The sequence below is a fragment of the Acinetobacter sp. ANC 4910 genome (assembly GCF_004331035.1).
Lineage (GTDB): Bacteria > Pseudomonadota > Gammaproteobacteria > Pseudomonadales > Moraxellaceae > Acinetobacter.
Genome location: NZ_SJNT01000010.1, coordinates 68,134 through 90,100 on the forward strand (window position 1 = coordinate 68,134; position 21,967 = coordinate 90,100).

Here is a 21,967-nt window from a genome sequence, read left to right on the forward strand (position 1 = left end):
ATCATGTCTGAAAAACGGCTCAGTACGATTCAATCTACAAGACCATGCTAAACATCGGTGCACATGCAATAATCACTGCGGCAACACTCGCACCTATTATAGCGCCAACCGCTACATCACTAGGATAATGCAAGCCTAGCACCATACGGGACAAGGCCACCAACACCGTAAAGGGCAACATTAAGACCAATAAGATGGGCTGAACATAACCAATCACCACACTCGCCATCACTGCGTGCAAAGTATGTCCAGAGGGAAAACTAAAATGATCTAAAGGGCGCTCACAAAGACGAATCACTTGATGCACCTGATAAGGTCGTGGGCGCACTGTTTTAGTTTTGAGAACTTTATAAATAGCCGTGCCCAGTAAAGAACCCAAAATCAAATACAGCATTTGCAAGCTATAAGACAAACCTTGCAACATCCAAAGGCTCATCAACATGATGTACCAGAAAAAACCATCACCTAATCGGCTAATCAGTTTAAAAAAAAGTGCCACTCGCTCTGAATGGGAAAAATGGTTCAGATATAAACAACCTTTTAAGTCGAGATCGAGTATTTTTATTTTTGCATTCTTAAAATTCATAATTCCTCTCCTCAAGCTTTTGTTTTGCTTACGCGATCATTCGGGTTTCCTTTGCCACCTGATATAGGGCTTGTTCTAGTTGAGTCACGGGATGATGCCACCCCATTTCCATTACGTTCAGACGGGCACTTTGCCCCATACTCTTCAGTTGTTGTCGCCTTGGTAAATTCAGCATGTGTTTCGAAAATGCATTGACATCATTTAATGGACTCAGCCATCCTGTTTTACCCTGTTCAATATGCATATGAGCACATGCATAATTATATGCCACGACAGGTAAACCACTCGCCATTGCTTCTAAAACAACGTTACCAAAGGTTTCTACTTGACTAGCAAATACAAAGACATCTGCACTTGCATAAACACTTGCAAGATTCTTACCAGTTAAACTTCCCGTAAAAATCACGCCATGTGATTCGCCTAAAGCTTCTAAGCGTTGACGGTCAGGCCCATCACCCGTAATCACCAATTTATAATGTTTTTCGCCACGCTGTAACATACATATATAGTTACGAATCAGCACATCAATTTCTTTCTCGGGTGACAATCGTCCCACATAAAGCATCACTGTGGTATGACAGTCTGCCCCCCAAATGCACCGATATGCATCAGAGTGATGTGCGGGAGAAAATTGCTGCGTGTCTACACCCCGCCCCACTACCACCAACGGACATTTAATACCAAATTGCTTTAATGCCTTCTCGGTATCTTTGCTCGGGACACAAGTCAGTTGGGTATTGTTATGAAACCAACGTAAATAATGCTGTATCGGTTTTATTAAAAATGCCAAATCAAAGAAGCGACTAAAATCCTGAAAAGGCGAGTGAAAACCACTCGATACTGGAATATCTCGACTTTTTGCAGCGTGCAAGGCTGTAAGCCCCAATGGTCCTTCAGTCACCACATGCACCACATTCGGCATGAACTCATCCAGCGCATTAGCAACCTTCAAAAACTGCGGCCAACCGAATTGCAAGCTTGGGTATTTAGGAATACTTTGGGCTGTAACCAAACATTCTTTATTTGGGGAAAACTCTATGCTTTGCACAGTTTGATTTGGACGAATCAGCAATATTTTATGCCCCTGCTTTTGCAACCCTTTACAAAGCTGCATCAGAGATAACGCTACTCCATTGACTTCTGGAGGCCATGTTTCTGTGACGATTGCAATTTTTAACCGTGGACGAACCAGATCTTTTAAAACACTTATTTCTTCTACGCTGTTTTTGTTTTTTTGTAATTTGAAATAAAACTTAAAGCTGTCTGGAAAATCTTGTTGTTTTAGCAGGCCCACAGTGGATATGTAAGACATATAACACCTATTGCTTGATTTTCTTCTAGCTTAGATGACTTTGTTTACAGTTTGATGATTGTTGTTTGACATTCCCGTGAAATACAAAAGGGAGATAACATTTACCTCCCTTTTGTTGATCATTTACAAAACCTAACGGCTTTACAACGAAATTAAAAATCCACATTGACATAGATTCGGTCACGATAAACTCCTGCAGGAACGCTATATAAAGGATTCTCTTCGAGTTGAGCTGAAATTATATACTTTTGATTGGCTCCAGCTTTTTGTCTCATTTGAACCCCCCATAAATTTTCACTTGCACCGCGAATATTCATTTGAGTTTTGACTTTATATGGCCCGTTCGACACATAACTTGAACCACTGGCATTTAATAAGTTCTGACTTCGGAATGAAATCGAATAACTGCGATCACAAGAAACGTTAAAAGATGTGGCTGTCTGACTATGATAGTAGTTGGCTAATTTCATTTCAGGGGCAGAAAAACCGCTGACCGAACATCCTGCCGCATAAACCGCACTACAACTCATAGAAATTAAGCAAGCTAAAAAAATTGGTTTCATACCAACCTCCTATTACTTACAAACTAAATTGATGACTTGTGCATCATTGCTATTATCAATTTGAGTCTGCGAAATACTGAAAGATGTATTACAAGTTTTTCCCTCCTGCATCGCTAGTTTTAGATCATATTTCACTGGTTTTGAAAGATACAAATAAACTAAACCATTACTATCAATAAAGTAACTTTCATCCTCATTACCATTAATTTTTACAACTGTCCCAACAGGAAAATTCTTATTATTTGAATCTTTTAAATTAACTACAAATTTCTTGGTTTTTGCAACTTTGAAATCTAGAATATAACCTCTTTGATTTAATGCACTTAATTTTTGTATTGGCTGATCAAATGTATAATCCAAAGGCAGCTGATCTTGATCATAAGAAATATCGTAATTTATGTAAGGAATAATATCGTGTACAAATAAATACCCTTTATCATTCGTCTTACCAACAACAGACAATGATCTTAAAACATCTACATCTTTCATACCATCAACATTAACCAAGGCAAAAGCATTATCCACATATTTTGTTGCTGACAGCTTATTACCCAAAAGAACTATTGCTCCACGATATTGAGCTTGAGTTACTTTATTATTTGTATATTCATCATAAGATGCTCTAAAATCACCAATATTAGTTTTATACAACCCATAACCATGAGAGTTAAATTCACTATCAATATTAGAAACAGCGACTGAATAATCAAGACCATTTTGCAATAAACTATTTTTAGAATAACTTAGTACGGTTTCACCATTATCTGTACTATGTTCTAAATCAACATTCCCTCGAGTATTCCAATTATAACTAAGAACTATGTTAAAACTATCATCACCATCTTCAAAATTTTTAAAATAATTTAAACTTGTATATAAATTTTTAGTTAATAATTTCTGAACACCCACATTTACAATTTTACTATCAACAGACTCAAAACCATCCACTTTATAATTTTTATTGTCAACATAACTTAAATTAAAACCATCAACAAATCTTAGATTTGAGAAGTTTATATAAGCAAGATTAGATATTTTTGTATTAAAATCATATTCATCAAAACCTAACTGTTGAAACTTTTCAGTATAATAATGAGTGTTTAAACCAAAAGACCATGTTCCAAAATTTCTGCTAACTGAAGCAGAAGCTGCATGCCCAATATCTCCATTATAATCACTCACTGCATATGCAGTATCAAGTAAAGCAAACTTACTTACACCTTGAGTCCACATAAAGCTTATATTACTCACATCTTTTGAGTAAGTTGCATCAAACCCCAAAGTTGTACTTGCAGCAACCCCTCGACGGAAAAATACTTTTGAAAAGAAATCACGATAATCACTATCATCCTCATCGTAGTTATATCTTAGCTTACCTAAAGAAACATCATATTCATTCAAACCCACACGCAATAATTGACTACTAATATAGATAGGAAAACTCTGTACGGTCTGATTTCCCAGAATATCTTGTACAACAACCCGCGCTTCACCTGCTTGGTCAATCGTTGCTCCACTTTGTAAAGAATAATTACCTGGAGTTATCGACTGTTTATATAAGTTTACGCCATTAATATATAAATCCACGGTTGATGGTAATGCAGCGCTTCCTTGTAAAGTTGGCATATTCCAATATACAAAATCTGGACGATCTGTATAGTTTGTACCGAAACTTATCCCACCATATCGGAATGAATTGGTTAACGAATTATAGACACTCGTATTATCCCCTATTCTTAATTTTAAATATTTTTCAGGAAACTCAAGTTCAAATAATGAACTGACACGTAAAAATTGCTTTTCCCCTACATCTGGTGAATCTTTATATAAAATTGCATTATTGAATAACCAGTAATCTTTAAATACCCCAATTTCTGAATAGGCATTAAAATCATTCGAAAAGTCATCTTTGGAATAAAAGAAATCATAATTAATGAACCCCCCAAAATTTGCCCGCGCTGGGGTAACAACTAAATTCTCATAATTATTATCGTTAAAATAAGAAGCAGGCAAGTCAATTTTAACTGCCTGTAGTGCATCATCTTTTTGAAATTTTATATCTGAACCGCGCATTAAACAAAAACCATCTTGACCATGGTTCTTTTCAAATTTGGAAGGATTAACACCTAATTCACTTAATGTTTTACACTCTATATATTCTCCGTCCTTAGTAACCAATAGCACTGTTTCAATATTTCGATCTACACCATTCAACCAAACATTTACAATGAGTGCCCCTGCATTCGTTTCTGCTAATACATTAACATTGGCTTGTGCAATTCCGACTGCACTAAAAAAAACCAGAACAACTCTAAAACATTTCATAGAATCACCCTCGAAGATTTAATATTCCAATAAATCTCCATCTTTATCAGTTTTAATTTTCACTTTTATTTTATCATTTGGTTTTTTAGACAATTCACCCAAATCAAATGTATATTTCTGTCCAATAAGCAAATATCGATTAAAACTTTTTTGTAATAATTCATTATTCCGACTATCTACCAATCGAATATCTGTAATTTGTACATGTGATTTTGCAATATTTTTAATATCCACCATCATATTATTATTTATCGTCTTAAGTTTTACATCAAGGTTAGTTTTATCTTGTTTACCCACAAATAATGGCAATGAAAAGTTAAACTGAAAATTTATCGCCTCATCATCCGCTACTGGTGTAACTTCATTAAAAATAATACGCCAAGTTTTTTCACGATCTAGCTCATCAGCTGTAAATGATTGACTAAAACCAACACGGACAATTTGTTTACTTTCAGGTTTTAATTCAAAAATTTTAGGGTTAAATAATATATTTTTTTCTTCTACAAGGACATCCTCTCCTTTTTCATTTTGACTCCATTTCACCGCAGACAATTCAAAAATTTTAGAACGATCAAAATCAGAACTTTCCACAATTACAGTGGTACTTCTCTGCTGCTTATTTTTATCACCTAAATAAAGTTGTACTGGTGTAAACTTAATTCCCGCAAATAAAAAATTACTTAAACTACTTAAAATTAAGAATAAAATTATTTTTCTCATATTTATTCCCTTTTAAAATTATTATAGTGGTGCATGTTATGCACATACACCACTATTTCCTATTTTTATTTAGAATGCAACAGCTACTTTATAAGTTCCTTTATAGGTACCCCAATGTGCCATGTCAGACACGGCACTTACAGTTTCTGCTTTTACTGTAAATGTTCTAGTTGATGAGGTATAAGGAAGTACTGCCCCAGTGTAATTGAATAAACCAAGTTTAGTATCAACATTCACTGGAATTTTTTGCGAAGCATCTATTTCATTATCTAAAGTAGTTGGTTTAGTGATGTTTAGGCTGTATGGCGCATTTGCACGGACATCGAAACCAGATTGTCCACTCCATTTTCCACCAATAAGATTTTTTTGCATTACGATTTTTGATTTATCAATATCTAAATCACAGTGTTTTTCAACAAATAATTCAATATCGATTTTACCATCACATTTGGTCCCACATCCGTCACGACCTGGGTGATGATATCCACCATCATCACCTTTTGCACCCTCCTCACCATCTGCTAAAACCACTGTCGAACACATACCTAAAATTAATGCTGCCAAAGCAGCCTGTACTTGTAATTTCATGGCCCTATCTCCCAGTTCATTTTTTCTTCAAAAAGGTTATATATTATTTAAAAACAGCAACTTACAAATGGTCATCTGTTATTCTTGAGCCTTTTTCGTAAGCGCATAGTTATCATATTCAATTTCAAAAGGAGCAACTTATACAGTGTTAAATCACGTGATTTTTATTATTTTATGTCTGATTTTTAATATCGACCAACAATGCTGTTTTTCAGTTAAATATAAAAAAATGGTGATATTAACTTTTCTTATTAATTATTAAATATAAAACTTACTATTCTGATAACAAGAAATAAGCAATTGATTAATAAAATTTTTATATAATTTTACAATTTACTTAATATTACAATAACTTCCTATAAAATTACTAAATAATCTATTTATTGAAATTAATCACACTTTTTTTTAAAAAATATAATTAACAATCAAAATATACCAAAAAAAAGACAAGTTACACAAATTCTAATATTTACAGACATTAAAAAAATCACTAATTATTTAATTACTCATATAAATCAAATTCTTATTCTTTAACTATTTATGAACACATAATAAGCTTAATATTCTTCAAAAAAAATTAAATAAACCTTAAATATCCTTAAGCATGCAATCCGTTTACCTATTACATGTAATTTTCATAATTTATACACTTTTATAATTCCCCTCATTCAAATCATAAGAACGAATTTAATTCAGCACAAAACGCAAATGAACAACTTTTGCTTGTGAAAAATAAACCCTATTTATGCAGGGTCTTAACATTCAGCGTGCAGTAATATCAAGAGAATTATTAGCTCCACTTATCCATCATATTATTTCATGCTTTCTCAGCGACCAACTTTCAATATCCACATCAACACGATGTAAAACAGCCTTACTGGATCGACAATGTGCTTTTAATACGTCAATACTATTCACTGAGTCAACAGGTCTTTGTGTTTTATTCTGCTGTTTCTTTCGTTGATCCCTATAGCAATTTTCACCTATATAAACTTCAACAAAAGCCTCTTTGGGTATTTCATGTAAATAGATTGGTCTTGTTTGTAATTGCACTCTCTTCCAAGCCTGACCATCTATTATTTGTTCTTTTTTACTCGAATAGTGATATGTAAAATTTGCACTGCTGATATTTTTAACGATACGTACCTCTTCCTCATAAGCCCAACATAAAGACTTATATAAAAATGCATGCTTTAAAAACCTTTCGTATTTTTGCCAATTCATAATTGATGAGTCACCTATTGCCATTAAACCCTCATGACTAATCTCATTTGTAGATTTAGGTGCTGTATTTACATAAATGATCTCTCCTCGATGCGCTGGAATAATATATTGTTCAGCATTTTCAAAACCTGCTTTGATTGTATCTATACCAATCACCATTCCCTTATAACTATCTCCATAATGTGACCACATCAGCGGATTTAATGGTGCACGAGTAAGCGAAAGAACGACATATTTTCTTGATAGGCGATTACGGCATGCTCTAAAACGAACAGTTTGAGAAATATCACTTTCTGTTAGACCTAATGCAGTCGCCTCGAATGGATCATTAAAATCCTCTAAATCAGAAAAGCCTAAAGCACCAGTTTCAAGAATCTTTAAACCTGCTTCAAAACTGACATATTTATATAAAATCATTGTTCTTACTCAAATAAAAGAACCTGCCAAAGCAGGATTTTATCCTATATAAATCATAAACTTATTATTATTTTTATCTACATCCTGAATTTAAGGCATAAAAAAAGAGGAAAGCATTGCTTTCCTCTTTGTGTAAAGTACCGAACCTTAGTTCTTTTCTTTATCTACGATCTTGTTTGCTTGAATCCAAGGCATCATCGCACGTAACTTACCACCTGTTACTTCAATACCATGCGCTGCGTTTTGACGACGACGAGCAGTCATTGATGGGTAGTTCAACGCACCTTCGTTGATGAACATTTTCGCATATTCACCTGATTGAATGCGTTTAAGTGCATTACGCATCGCTTCACGAGACTGTTCGTTGATCACTTCAACGCCAGTTACGTATTCACCATATTCAGCGTTGTTAGACACTGAGTAGTTCATGTCCGCGATACCGCCTTCAAACATCAAATCAACGATTAACTTAAGTTCATGCAAGCATTCGAAGTAAGCCATTTCAGGCGCATAACCCGCTTCAACCAAAGTTTCGAAGCCCATTTTCACAAGTTCAACCGCACCACCACAAAGAACTGCTTGCTCACCGAATAAGTCAGTTTCAGTTTCTTCACGGAAAGAAGTTTCGATGATACCTGTACGACCACCACCTACGCCTGAAGCATAAGAAAGTGCTAGGTTACGGGCATTACCAGACGCATCTTGATGAATCGCGATTAAGTCAGGAACACCTGAACCACGTTGGTATTCAGAACGTACAGTATGACCTGGTGCTTTTGGTGCAACCATGATTACGTCAAGGTCAGCACGTGGAACTACTTGGTTATAAAGAACAGAGAAACCGTGAGCAAATGCTAACGTCGCGCCTTCTTTAATGTTTGGTTCAATCACGTCACGGTAAAGTTGTGATTGGAACTCATCTGGAGTCAAGATCATGACTACGTCAGCTTGTGCTACAGCAGCAGGAACTTCAGCAACTTTAAGACCCGAATTTTCAGCTTTTTTCCAAGAAGTAGAACCCGCACGTAAACCAACAGTTACGTCTACACCAGAATCTTTAAGGTTAAGCGCATGCGCGTGACCTTGTGAACCGTAACCAATGATCGCTACTTTCTTAGATTGGATGATAGATAAGTCGCAGTCTTTATCGTAAAAAATTTGCATTGCTGTCTCCGCTAAAATGCTTGATATTCTGTAATTCCATCAAGAGATTTGTTTTTGATGAAATCCCCCTCTTTTCTCAAAAGGAGGTTGAATCGTGTTAAATAATTAAATGGTTAAAACTTTTTCGCCGCGCGCGATGCCTGAAACACCAGAGCGTACAACTTCAAGAATGGTATTCTCTGCTAGAGCATCAATAAAACCATCAATTTTTTCGGTCGTACCCGCGATTTGGATGGTATAGGTCGTTGGGGTGACATCAACAATTTGCGCCCGGAAAATGTCCGCAGTTCGTTTAATTTCAGCACGCGCCGAACCGAGTGATTTGACTTTTATCAACATCAATTCGCGCTCAATGTGTGCACCTTCAGACAAATCAACCACTTTCACCACTTCAACCAATTTATTGAGTTGTTTGGTGATTTGTTCAATTTTATGGTCATCACCATAAGTCGTTAATGTCAAACGAGATAAGGTTGGGTCTTCAGTTGGTGCAACGTTTAAGGTCTCAATGTTATAATTACGTTGAGAAAATAAACCCACCAAACGAGAAAGCGCACCAGCTTCGTTTTCTACAAGGACAGAGATAATATGTCTCATGATGTGCGCTCCCCTTTACCTAACCACATATCTTTCATCGATTGACCCGCAATAAGCATTGGATAAACATGCTCGGTACGATCAACCATGACATTAATAAATACGCATTTATCGTTAATCGCCATTGCTTCAGCAAGCTTCGACTCTAACTCATCAGCATGGTCAATTTGGATACCAACGTGACCATATGCTTCCATCAACTTAGAAAAATCAGGCAGCGACTCTACATAAGAACTTGAATGACGTCCTTCATAGTTCATATCTTGCCACTGTTTTACCATACCCAAAGCACGGTTATTCAAGCAGAGAATTTTTACATTTAAGCCATATTGCTTACAGGTAGAAAGTTCTTGAATACACATCTGAATCGATGCTTCGCCCGTAATACACACCACTTGCTGATCTGGGAAGGCTAATTTGGCTGCCATTGCATAAGGCAAGCCCACACCCATAGTCCCTAAACCACCCGAATTAATCCATTGACGTGGACGTGTGTATTTATAGTAAAGCGCACCGAACATCTGATGCTGACCGACATCCGACGTAATAATTGCTTGGCTATTGGTAATTTTATCCAATGCTTCAACCACTTGCTGTGGCTTCATTGAACCATCAGTTGGTTTGTCATAATTCAAACCATGTACTTTGCGCCATTCATTGATTTGCGACCACCAAGCTGCAATCACTTCAGGATTTGGCTTAGACACATTCATTTGTTTCAACTGTGCCAACATTTCCTGAAGAACAGGCTCGACTGCACCCACAATTGGAATATGTGCAATAATGGTTTTTGAAATCGTCGCTGGGTCGATATCAATATGAATCACTTTGGCATTTGGACAGAATTTTGCAGGATTATTGGTTACGCGGTCATCAAAGCGCGCACCAACACACAAAATCACATCCGCATTGTGCATGGTCATATTGGCTTCATAGGTACCATGCATGCCCAACATACCGATGAACTGCTCATCATTGCCTGGAAAAGCACCTAAGCCCATTAAAGTATTGGTCACTGGATAGCCCAGTAAATGTGCCAATTCAGTTAATAAAGCTGATGCATTACCTTGAACGACACCACCACCTGTATAAATGATAGGACGTTTCGCATTAATCAGTTCATCAATCGCTTTACGAATTTGACCTGAGTGACCACGATGCGGTGGTTGATAAGAACGCATCTTCACTTTTTCTGGGTATTCGTAGGCAAACTTTTCTGCTGGGTTGGTTGCATCTTTCGGAATATCGACAACAACTGGGCCCGGACGACCAGAAGCTGCAATATAGAATGCTTTTTTGATAATTGCAGGAATTTCACTCGCATGACGCACTTGGAAACTGTGTTTCACGATTGGACGTGAAATACCGACCATGTCTGTTTCTTGGAATGCATCTTCCCCAATTAAATGCGAAGCCACCTGACCAGACAAAATCACCATTGGGATTGAGTCCATATAAGCGGTTGCAATTGGAGTAACGGTATTGGTTGCGCCTGGACCAGAAGTGACCAGTACTACACCCGTTTTACCCGTAACGCGCGAATAGGCATCTGCCATATGACCAGCAGCTTGCTCATGGCGTACGAGATAATGATTAATTTTGTCTTGTTGAAAAAGCGCATCGTAAATGTGTAAAACTGCGCCGCCTGGGTATCCAAAAACATGTTCAACGCCTTCGTCCGCTAATGCGCGAACAAGCATTTCACCACCAGATAAAAGTTCCAACGTGATTCACCCTAATCTTTTATCACCGCTTGATGGGAGACATCAGCAGTGTTCATTCATTAATTGTCTGCACTGTTATAGCACACATATTTCATAGTTTTCATGGCAATAGGAAAAAAATCCGATCCGTTTGCTGTTTGAGCAATATGGGATCTAAAACATGTTGGGATAAACATATTTTTATTTGCTTTGTTCACCATCTCGGCTAGAGATGACGCCCATTGCATGACGTAACACTTCTTCGAAGGGTGATCGAGAGAAGGCACATAAAACTAAAGACAGCATTTTTCTTGTTTAATCCATTATTGTCAAGTTGAAAAATCAGCTTTTTTTTGATTATTTACAGACCGTTTGTTTTTTAAACAAAATGTGATTTTTTGTGCACTCAATCAAGCATTGAATAAATTATGTAGAATTTCCACTATACTCCATCTATCTCTATAATTTTTCGAGATTAAATGTATATATTTTTAAACATTTAAACACTAGAATTGCTTGTTCATCTGGAAAATCAACCTATACTATTTTGCACACGTCATCTTCTGTTCTGGAATCTATAAATTTACTTTTACGACAACTTTACAGACAAAACATCTTCATAGAGAAATAAAACAGGACAAAATCTTATGTCACTTCCATTTCATTTGATCAGCAGTGTAGCACTCACTTGTGCCTTGTTATCTTCTAGTGCATCACTTTGGGCTAAAGATTATTACAAATGGGTCGATGCGAATGGCTCAACGCATTACACCGCCACACCTCCACCGAAAAGTGCACAAAAAAAAGGGAAAATTCAAACTTATGGCTGGGCAAATTCGCCATCCTCTCAATCCACAAATACAGCTGTGCCAATAGCAAAAGAAGCAGCTGAAACAGCTCAACAAGCCGTAGACGAAAAAGCCAATCCGCCAGCCGTCACCACACCACCTATTCCCTCTGCAACTGCTGCTCCTACTCCCCCACCGATGACGCCTGAACCGAGTAAAAGAACCCATTTAAAAAACGACTAATTATCTTCTTTTCTGAACTTTAAAATGAGCGAATCAGATGATGGCTTATCATCTGATTCGCTCAAGCATTGATTCAATAGAATGATTGCCGTATACGTACAAAAAATAATGCATGAATACGGCAAGGAAAAACAAACATCTCTATACAGCGATATATTCGGTGTCCACACCCAAACAAGGTTAAAGACCTACATTCAATTAGCCTATTCACAAAAGAAAGAGAAATTAGCCAATTCAAAAAACTCATCCTATTAAATAGCTATTTGAGAAATTTTGGTTGTGCATATTGCAAGATAAAACCCCATCTAAAAACTGACATTGCACCCAGTTTTGCGCTATGCTGTGCAGCAAACTTTTAACCGTTGTTCCTAAATACGTTTATGACTACTCATATTGACCCTGAATATCAAGCTAGTGCGATTGAACCCTCTGTCCAACAAGACTGGGAAAATCGTAAAGTCTTTAAAGTTGCCGACACTGTCGAAGGTCCTCATCGTTACATTCTGTCGATGTTCCCTTACCCAAGTGGCAAGCTGCATATGGGTCATGTGCGTAACTATACCATTGGCGATGTCATTAGCCGTTTCCATCGCTTAAAGGGCGAAACTGTCTTACAACCAATGGGTTGGGATGCGTTTGGCTTACCTGCTGAAAATGCGGCGATTGCACACCAAGTTGCACCTGCAAAATGGACTTTTGAAAACATCGCGTATATGCGTGACCAATTAAAAAAATTGGGCTTATCTGTCGACTGGGATCGCGAATTTGCGACCTGCACACCAGAATACTACCACTGGGAACAATGGTTATTTGTTCAGCTTTATAAGAAAGGCCTAATCTATCGTAAGCTTTCAACCGTGAACTGGGACCCAGTAGACCAGACGGTGTTAGCCAATGAACAAGTTGAAAATGGTCGTGGTTGGCGTTCAGGTGCATTGGTTGAAAAACGTGATATTCCAATGTACTACTTCCGCATCACCGACTATGCACAAGAATTATTAGATGATTTAGATACCTTAAAAGATGGTTGGCCACAACAAGTCTTGACCATGCAACGTAACTGGATTGGTCGTTCTACAGGTATGGAAATTACTTTCCCTTCTGCGAACACTGAAATCTATGCTGACGGCTTAACTGTTTATACAACACGTGCTGACACGCTTATGGGTGTGACTTATGTTGCTGTGGCAGCAGAACACCCTATGGCACTGAAAGCGGCGGAAAATAATCCTGAATTGGCTGCATTTATTGAAGAATGTCGTATGGGTTCAGTGGCAGAAGCTGATTTAGCCACTGCTGAAAAGAAAGGCATGGCAACAGGCTTGTTTGTAAAACACCCTGTAACTGGCGAAGAGCTTCCTGTCTGGATCGCAAACTACGTATTAATGTCTTACGGTTCTGGCGCTGTGATGGCGGTTCCTGCACACGACGAACGTGATTTTGAATTTGCCAATAAATTCAACTTGCCAATTAAGCAAGTGATTGATGCCAAAGGTGCTGATGATGCTGACTACTCTGCAACTGAATGGCAAGAATGGTACGGCTCGAAAGATGGTAAATTGGTGAATTCTGGCGAGTTCGATGGTTTAGAATTCCAAGCCGCTTTTGATGCTTTCCTTGTAAAATTAGAACCACAAGCTTTAGCGAATTCAAAAGTTCAATTCCGTTTACGTGACTGGGGTGTTTCTCGTCAACGTTACTGGGGTTGTCCAATTCCAATGATCAACTGTGACAAGTGTGGTCAAGTCACCGTACCAGAAGATCAATTACCAGTAATTTTACCAACTGATGTGGTTCCAGATGGTTCTGGTAACCCATTAAACAAAATGCCAGAGTTTTACCAAACCACTTGTCCATGCTGTGGTGGCGAAGCACGTCGTGAAACCGATACTTTAGATACCTTTGTAGAATCTTCTTGGTACTATGCACGTTACGCATCTCCAGACTTTACTGGTGGTATGGTAAAACCAGAAGCAGCGCAATCTTGGTTACCAGTCAATCAATATATTGGTGGTGTAGAACACGCTATTCTGCATTTACTTTATGCACGTTTCTTCCATAAATTGATGCGTGATGAAGGTGTTGTTCAAGGTAATGAGCCATTTACCAACTTGCTCACTCAAGGCATGGTTTTGGCAGATACGTTCTATCGTGAAGCAGAAAATGGCAAGAAAACTTGGTTCAACCCTGCCGACATCGAATTAGAGCGAGATGAAAAAGGTCGTATTCTTTCGGCAAAATATTCAGGTGATGGTCAGGAAGTTGTCATCGGTGGACAAGAAAAAATGTCTAAGTCGAAAAACAACGGGATTGACCCACAAGCGATTATTGATCAATACGGCGCAGATACAGCACGTGTCTTCATGATGTTTGCTGCTCCACCAGATCAATCTTTAGAATGGTCTGATGCAGGTGTGGAAGGTGCAAACCGTTTCTTGAAACGTGTTTGGCGTTTGACAACTGGTTTCCTTGAAAAAGGTCATCACGCCACTACAATTGATACAGCAACTCTGTCGAAAGACGCGCAAGACTTACGTCGTAAAACGCATGAAACCATTCAAAAAGTGGGTGATGACATCGAACGTCGCCATGCGTTTAATACGGCAATTGCAGCATTGATGGAATTACTCAATGCCAGCAACAAGTTCGAAGCGAAAGATGATAACGATGTTGCGGTAGCACGTGAAGCCATCATCACCTTGTTGACTTTACTGGCACCATTTGCCCCACATTTAAGTCAAACTTTATTGACTCAGTTTGGCATTGAATTGACGCAATGCTTATTCCCTGTTGTCGATGAATCTGCATTAACGCGTAATACTCAAACGATTGTGGTACAAATCAATGGTAAATTACGTGGCAAATTAGAAGTGTCTGTTGATACATCAAAAGATGAATTATTGGCACTGGCGAAAGCCTTACCAGAAGTACAACAATTCTTAACTGGACCAACCAAGAAAGAAATTGTTGTGCCAAATAAGTTAGTAAATTTGGTGGTTTAAAGCCTTAAAGCCTCCCTTTTATAAAGGGAGGTTTGGAGGGATTTTATTAGAAAATCTCCCCTGCCCCCTCTTTATTAAAGAGGGCAAACTCCTCCTTTTTCAAAGGGAGGTCGGGAGGGATTTCTGAACAAAAACCCAAACAAAGCCCGTTTTAATTTAACGGGCTTCGCTACTAAAATCAGATCAGTCCAATCAATTTGTATTACCCTGCTGAGTCAGCATTTACAGAGGAAAACACATGCATTTAGGCAAACGTTTCGCAACTCTTATTTTAACTTGCGGTCTAGGTGCAGGTTTAATCGGCTGTGGTTTTCATTTGAAAGGAACCCAACCTTCTGCGAATCCAGTGGCATATGCACAGATGAGTTTATCTTTGCCTAAAGACACGGAAGAATTAGAAGAAAAATTATCTATTTATTTAGGTGCTGCCAATGTTCAACTCAGTAACAGCCCCAATGCTTACCGTTTACATGTGTATAGTTATACGCCTGTTCGCCAAGAGCTACGCGGAAAACTGATTGAAACCTTACTGCGCTTGAATGTCACCTTCCGTATTGAAGATGCTCAAGGCAATCCTGTGACTGAAATGCGTACCGTGACTGCATCACGTAGCTACCAATATAATTTAGCAACGGTCAACACCGATGACCAAGAAGAAAAATTCTTAAAAGATGTGCTTGTGGATGATGTCGCACAACAAATTGTGCGCCAAATTTCATCAAACCGTTTACCTAAAGTTACTACCACAACAACACAACCTTAATCGTTATGAAACTCGACTATTTGCAGGCCCTTAAACGCATTTCTGAGGCACGTGGTGCATGGGTGCTGCATGGTCAAGAACCGCTGCTCGAACAGAATCTACTTGATGCCTTTCGTAAAAGCTGGCACGAACAGAATATTGAACGTCAACGCTATGACATATCCAATGTGAGTGATTGGAAAACAGTTTTCAATGCATTGAACAGTTTGTCTTTATTCTCGACGCAGCTCGCAATTGAGGTGCATGGCAACATCAAACCCGATGCCAATGGCATTAAATTACTGACCCAATATCTGCAACACAATGAACAGAATTTATTGTTGATTGTGATGCCTAAGCAAGACAGCAGCAGTTTAAAATCTGGCTTCTTTAAAGTAATTGATGCCAATGGAGTAAATGTCAACTTAACTGCCCATTACCCACAAGATCGACAACGGATTTTGGCGGTTGAAGCAGAAAAACTCGGAATTGAATTGGCCAACAATGCATGGCAATGGCTTGAACAGCATCACGAGCATAATTTACTGGCAGCAAAGAATAGCTTAATGCGGGTACGGGATACTTTTCCTGATTTAGCACAAATTGGTATAGAACAACTTTTTGCCTGTTTACAAGACCAATCACGGTATAGCACCTTTGATTTAAGTGATGCCTTACTCGAAGGTAACTTTGCTCAAGCCGTGAAAATTTACCAATATCTGCTGGCTTCGGGCGAACCGATGAGTTTATTGCTGTGGAGCATTAGCAAAGAAATGCGCCTTTTAATGCAGCTTTTTGAGCAACCGCAAAATGCTTTGCAACTCGGAATATGGAAAACCAAAGTCAGCCTTTACCAACAAGCTTTACGCCGCCTTAATCCGAAACAGTTCCTCACGTGGCCCACACTTTTATTAAGAATAGATGCATCAATTAAAGGTTTAAGTCAGGAAAACCCTGAACAACTGATTCTACAAGCGATTGCGCTGCTTTGCGGACGTCAGCTCTTTCACTAACCCTTGCTATTTTTAATATGCCGAGCTGTCGAAATAGCCTCAGTAAATTGGGGGGTTGTGCATAATACTAATGAAATGTCATTTAATTCTGATTTAAACATTATAAAAGAATAGTTATCATTTACAAATAGATAAAAAATCCACGATTTATCCGCATTTCACTTTTATACTAGGCAGGATTATTTTTTACTCCCTGACTCCTATGCCAAAAATAAAATCTTTTAGAATTATTATCGCACTACTCTGTGTTGCTTTAGTCGCTTATTTGGCTTGGAGCTATTTCAAACCCAAACAAGAACAACCACAATATATTACCGAAAGCGTGACACGTGGTGATCTTGAAAATACTGTATTGGCAACAGGAACTTTAGATGCCACCAAACTGGTCAGTGTCGGTGCACAGGTGTCAGGTCAAGTACAAAAAATGTATGTGCAGTTAGGCGATGAAGTCAAACAAGGTCAACTGATCGCACAAATTGATTCCACCACACAAGAAAATAGCTTTAAAACGGCTGAAGCGAACATCAAAAATTTAGAAGCTCAACGCTTACAACAAGAAGCCAACCTTAATGAGGCACAATTGGCATATAAGCGTCAACAACAAATGTTTGCTCAAGACGCAACCTCTAAAGCGGAACTTGAGTCTGCGGAAGCAAGCTTTAAAACTGCACAAGCACAAATTAAAGCCATTGATGCACAGATTGAATCGGCAAAAGTCACCAAATCTACAGCGCAAACCAACATCGGTTATACCCGTATTCTGGCACCAACTGATGGCACAGTGGTTGCGATTGTGACCGAAGAAGGTCAAACCGTAAACGCCAATCAAAGTGCACCCACCATAGTCAAAATTGCCAAATTACAAAATATGACCATTAAAGCGCAGGTCAGTGAAGCCGACATTATGAAAGTCGAAAAAGGTCAACAGGTTTACTTCACGACTTTGGGTGATGACAGTAAACGTTATGCTACCCTACGCCAGATTGAACCTGCACCCGACTCGATTAGTAGTGACAGCAGTACCAGTACTTCAAGTTCATCAAGTACCGCAATCTATTACAATGCTTTATTTGATGTCCCGAATAGTGATGGCAAACTGCGTATTGATATGACTGCACAAGTCTATATCGTGCTCGATTCTGCACAGAATGCACTATTACTTCCTTCTTCAGCAATCTCTAATCGCCCTGTAAAAAATAAGCAAAATAGTGCTGCCAAGGCACAATCCGCATCCGTAGCGGTAAGCAAATCTGACTCAGACCGTACACAAGCTCCTAAGCTTGAACGTCTGAATTTAACCGCTGCCCAACAACAACTGATTAAACAAGGTAAAGCAAGCTTAAGTGTCGTCCGTGTATTACAAGCCGATGGTTCAGCCCAACCCAAACAAGTACTGATCGGGATTAATAACCGTGTGAATGCACAAGTTTTGGCAGGTCTAAAAGAAAATGATCAAGTGGTCATTGCAGACAGTTCTGATACCTCAGCGGCCTCAGCCAACAGCGGCAATAAACGTCGCAATGGTCCACCAATGGGAATGTAAGCATGACAAAAAAAGCTTTGCTTGAAGTCAGCAATTTGGTACGAGAATTCCCAGCTGGTGAAAGTACTGTTCAAATTCTCAAAGGGATTGATCTCACCATTTACGAAGGTGAGCTGGTTGCGATTGTCGGTCAATCAGGTTCGGGTAAATCCACCTTAATGAATATTCTCGGTTGTCTAGATCGTCCTACATCTGGCAGCTATCTGGTCAAAGGTAGAGAAACTGGGCAACTCGAACCCGACCAACTGGCTGAATTACGCCGAGAGTATTTCGGATTCATTTTCCAGCGTTACCACTTACTGGGTGATTTAACCGCTGAAGGCAATGTTGAAGTTCCTGCCATTTATGCGGGCATTACACCCTATGCACGTAAACAACGGGCAACTGCTCTACTCACAGAACTTGGACTGGGCAATAAAACCCAGAACCGTCCGAGTCAGCTCTCGGGGGGACAGCAACAGCGGGTGTCTATTGCACGCGCGCTGATGAATGGTGGCGATGTAATTCTTGCCGATGAACCGACGGGTGCTTTGGACTCACATAGCGGTGTTGAAGTCATGCGAATTCTGCGTGAATTAAATGCTGCTGGACATACCATTATTCTGGTCACACATGACATGCAAGTGGCTAAAAATGCCAGCCGCATTATTGAAATCAGTGATGGGCAAATTATTGCTGATCGTGTCAATCAGCCTGAACATGATACTGAATTACATCATGATCCCGATGCTGAAACTGCACTTTCAGCACAGCAAGAAAAAAATAAAAGTGTTTCTGCGTGGCGCTCCCTACTTGATCGCCTAGGTGAAGCCTTCCATATGGCCATCTTGTCCATGAATGCGCATCGTATGCGAACCTTTTTGACCATGCTCGGGATTATTATCGGGATTGCCTCGGTTGTCACCGTGGTGGCATTAGGCAATGGCTCTCAAAAACAGATCCTTAGTAATATTAGCAGCTTAGGAACAAACACGATTACCGTGTTTCAAGGGCGTGGTTTTGGTGACAATTCCAAAACGGCCAATTTTAAAACCTTGGTGCCCAGTGATGCCGAAGCGCTTGCCACCCAACCCTATGTCAGTGCAGTCAGTCCAATGGTGAGTTCATCGAAAACTATTCGCTATCAACAAAACGAAGCCAATGCCACCATTAACGGGGTTGGGGGTGATTACTTCACCGTTAAAGGTCTTACTTTCAAAAATGGGCAAACCTTTGATCAACGCAGTGTGCGTGACCGTACCCAAGATGTCGTGATTGACACCAATACCCAAAAGCAATTTTTTAATGATGGCAGCAATCCGATTGGACAAGTGATCTTACTCGGCAGTGTACCTGGGCGGATTATTGGTGTCGTGGAACCCCAAACCAGTGCCATGGGTTCCGATGACACCCTGAACGTATATATGCCTTACACCACGGTCATGAGCCGTATGCTGGGTCAGACGAATGTGCGTAATATCATTGTGCAAATCAATGATCAATACTCTACCAGTGCGGCTGAAAATGCAATTGTGAACTTATTGACCTTGCGCCATGGTCAACAAGATATCTTTACCATGAACAGTGACAGTATTCGTCAAACCATTGAAAAAACTACCAGTACCATGACCTTGTTGGTCTCTGCAATTGCCGTGATTTCATTGGTGGTTGGCGGAATTGGCGTCATGAATATTATGTTGGTCTCGGTCACCGAACGGACGCAAGAGATTGGCGTACGTATGGCGGTGGGTGCTCGGCAAAGTGATATTTTACAACAGTTTTTAATTGAAGCGATTTTAGTCTGCTTAATTGGCGGGGTCTTGGGGGTATTACTTTCCCTTGGCTTAGGTCAAATCATTCAGAAATTTGCCGGCGGAAATTTTGGCATTGCTTACTCAACAACTTCAATTATTGCAGCATTTGTCTGCTCGACGTTAATTGGTGTGGTATTTGGATTTTTACCTGCGAAAAATGCAGCCAAACTCGACCCTGTTGCAGCACTTGCTAGAGAATAAGGACAAATTATGCAGTTTTCATTTACACGTCTGTGTACAGCAATGCTACTCGGTAGTACCTTAGTGGGTTGTGCGGCTGTGGTTAAAACACCTTATCAAGCCCCCAGTGTACAAACGCCTGCCCAATTTCAATATGGTCAGACGGCTGCACAACAACGACAGCAAGCCATCTATGCCGATCAATGGTGGACCTTATTTGGTGATACGCAACTGAATCAATTGATTGATGAAGTCTTAGCAAAAAATACCGACTTAGCTGTTGCGGGTATCACCTTAAAACAAGCACGCTTACAAGCAGATTTAACTGCAAATCAGCAAAAACCGCGTGTTAGCTCTACACTATCTACGGGACATAGTTTTGATCTTAATGATGGAAGTGATGCATCAAGCGGACTCTCTACCAAAGTTGGACTCAGTTATGAATTAGATTTATTTGGTAAATTGGCACGTCAAACCGAAGCTAAAAAATGGGAAGCACTGGCGACTGAACAGGATTTGCAAGCCACAGCACAAAGCTTGGTTGGCACCACAGCCAAACTGTATTGGCAATTGGCTTATTATCATGAAAGTCTCAGCACCGCACAGCAAAGCCTTGCGACGTCGCAAAAGCTGTATGATTTAGTCAAAGCACAGTATCAAGCAGGTTCTGTTTCTGGCTTAGAACTGACTCAAGCCGAGCAATCAGTACAAAGCCAAAAAGCCAGCCTGAGTCAAATTCAGCAAAACTTAGTCGAAACACGAACTGCGCTAGCTATCCTGCTACATATGCCTATCCAACAGTTGAATATTCAAGAACCACAGCGTTTACCGCAATTGGTATTACCTACTATTGCTGCGGGCTTACCCGCAGATATCCTGTCACGTCGTCCAGATTTAAAAGCCGCTGAGTTACGCCTACGGGAAAGCCTTGCCACTAAAGATGCCACCACAGCGAGCTATTATCCTTCCATCAGCCTAACTGGAAGTTTAGGCAGCAGTAGTACCTCTTTAACGCAACTTTTGCGTAATCCGGCCCTGACTTTAGGGGCAAGTTTAAGTCTGCCGTTTTTGCAATATAACGATATGAAAAAAGATATCGCGATTAGCCAATTGGACTATGAAAAAGCCATTGTGCAATATCGTCAGAGCTTATATCAGGCTTTTGGCGATGTTGAAAATGCCTTGTCTGCACGCAGTGAGTTAGATCAGCAGGTCAAGCTACAACAGCGTAATTTAGAACTGGCAGAAAAAGCCGAACGCTTAACCGATGTGCGTTATCGTTATGGTGCGGTGGCCTTAAAGAATTTACTGGATCAACAAGAAACCACGCGTAGTGCTCGTTTGACTTTGGTTAACACCAAACAAAGTCAATACAACGCCTACGTCACGTTGATGCAAGCCTTGGGGGGTAGCCCCATTCAGCAATTGCCTGATTAAGGATTAAAAACAAAAGACATTAAAAAA

17 protein-coding genes are annotated in these 21,967 nt (G+C 39.4%); 7 read left to right on the plus strand and 10 right to left on the minus strand.

Annotated elements, in window-relative coordinates; translation table 11 throughout:
• Positions 1-34: 34 nt before the first annotated feature.
• From E0H82_RS11985 to E0H82_RS12030, 10 genes are all read right to left on the minus strand, one after another.
• Complete coding sequence (locus E0H82_RS11985) at positions 35-586, minus strand: phosphatase PAP2 family protein (protein WP_131265010.1); 552 nt, start codon at positions 584-586, stop codon at positions 35-37.
• Positions 587-614: 28 nt separating this feature from the next.
• Positions 615-1,898 (minus strand): glycosyltransferase family 4 protein, encoded by a 1,284-nt coding sequence (locus E0H82_RS11990; RefSeq protein ID WP_131265011.1) that lies wholly within the window; start codon positions 1,896-1,898, stop codon positions 615-617.
• Between the two features lie 152 nt (positions 1,899-2,050).
• A complete protein-coding gene (locus E0H82_RS11995; RefSeq protein WP_131265012.1) occupies positions 2,051-2,461 on the minus strand; it encodes a hypothetical protein in 411 nt (136 codons plus the stop codon).
• Positions 2,462-2,473: 12 nt separating this feature from the next.
• The gene (locus tag E0H82_RS12000; RefSeq protein WP_131265013.1) at positions 2,474-4,786 is read right to left on the minus strand and encodes a fimbria/pilus outer membrane usher protein; all 2,313 of its coding nucleotides are present in this window, start codon (positions 4,784-4,786) and stop codon (positions 2,474-2,476) included.
• Positions 4,787-4,804: 18 nt separating this feature from the next.
• Positions 4,805-5,506 (minus strand): molecular chaperone, encoded by a 702-nt coding sequence (locus tag E0H82_RS12005; protein ID WP_171458290.1) that lies wholly within the window; start codon positions 5,504-5,506, stop codon positions 4,805-4,807.
• 69 nt (positions 5,507-5,575) lie between these two features.
• Positions 5,576-6,094, minus strand: a complete 519-nt coding sequence (locus tag E0H82_RS12010; protein WP_131265015.1) for a hypothetical protein — start codon at positions 6,092-6,094, stop codon at positions 5,576-5,578.
• Positions 6,095-6,901: 807 nt separating this feature from the next.
• Positions 6,902-7,735, minus strand: coding sequence for a DUF2971 domain-containing protein (locus E0H82_RS12015; RefSeq protein WP_228258656.1), 834 nt, complete (start codon positions 7,733-7,735; stop codon positions 6,902-6,904).
• 147 nt (positions 7,736-7,882) lie between these two features.
• Positions 7,883-8,899 (minus strand): ketol-acid reductoisomerase, encoded by a 1,017-nt coding sequence (gene ilvC, locus E0H82_RS12020; RefSeq protein WP_004983494.1) that lies wholly within the window; start codon positions 8,897-8,899, stop codon positions 7,883-7,885.
• A gap of 105 nt (positions 8,900-9,004) precedes the next feature.
• A complete protein-coding gene (gene ilvN, locus E0H82_RS12025) occupies positions 9,005-9,496 on the minus strand; it encodes an acetolactate synthase small subunit (RefSeq protein WP_116760478.1) in 492 nt (163 codons plus the stop codon).
• Complete coding sequence (locus E0H82_RS12030) at positions 9,493-11,220, minus strand: acetolactate synthase 3 large subunit (RefSeq protein WP_131265016.1); 1,728 nt, start codon at positions 11,218-11,220, stop codon at positions 9,493-9,495. Before E0H82_RS12030 ends, ilvN begins: the two co-directional genes overlap by 4 nt.
• Positions 11,221-11,846: 626 nt before the next feature.
• On the opposite strand from E0H82_RS12030, the gene E0H82_RS16555 reads away from it, so the two are divergent.
• The 7 genes from E0H82_RS16555 to E0H82_RS12065 all read left to right on the plus strand — a co-directional run bounded on the left by E0H82_RS16555 (position 11,847) and on the right by E0H82_RS12065 (position 21,940).
• Entirely contained in the window at positions 11,847-12,230 is a 384-nt protein-coding gene (locus E0H82_RS16555; protein WP_165492950.1) for a DUF4124 domain-containing protein, read from the plus strand.
• Positions 12,231-12,610: 380 nt separating this feature from the next.
• A complete protein-coding gene (gene leuS, locus E0H82_RS12040; protein ID WP_131265017.1) occupies positions 12,611-15,232 on the plus strand; it encodes a leucine--tRNA ligase in 2,622 nt (873 codons plus the stop codon).
• Between the two features lie 238 nt (positions 15,233-15,470).
• Complete coding sequence (gene lptE, locus E0H82_RS12045; RefSeq protein WP_116760486.1) at positions 15,471-15,995, plus strand: LPS assembly lipoprotein LptE; 525 nt, start codon at positions 15,471-15,473, stop codon at positions 15,993-15,995.
• Between the two features lie 5 nt (positions 15,996-16,000).
• Positions 16,001-16,987, plus strand: a complete 987-nt coding sequence (gene holA, locus E0H82_RS12050) for a DNA polymerase III subunit delta (protein WP_131265018.1) — start codon at positions 16,001-16,003, stop codon at positions 16,985-16,987.
• 202 nt (positions 16,988-17,189) lie between these two features.
• Positions 17,190-18,530: a MacA family efflux pump subunit gene (locus E0H82_RS12055; RefSeq protein WP_131265019.1), complete on the plus strand. Its 1,341-nt coding sequence runs from the start codon at positions 17,190-17,192 to the stop codon at positions 18,528-18,530.
• Between the two features lie 2 nt (positions 18,531-18,532).
• On the plus strand, positions 18,533-20,524 hold the full coding sequence (locus tag E0H82_RS12060; RefSeq protein ID WP_131265020.1) for a MacB family efflux pump subunit: 1,992 nt from the start codon (positions 18,533-18,535) through the stop codon (positions 20,522-20,524).
• Positions 20,525-20,533: 9 nt separating this feature from the next.
• Entirely contained in the window at positions 20,534-21,940 is a 1,407-nt protein-coding gene (locus E0H82_RS12065) for an efflux transporter outer membrane subunit (RefSeq protein WP_131265021.1), read from the plus strand.
• The last annotated feature ends 27 nt before the right edge of the window (positions 21,941-21,967 follow it).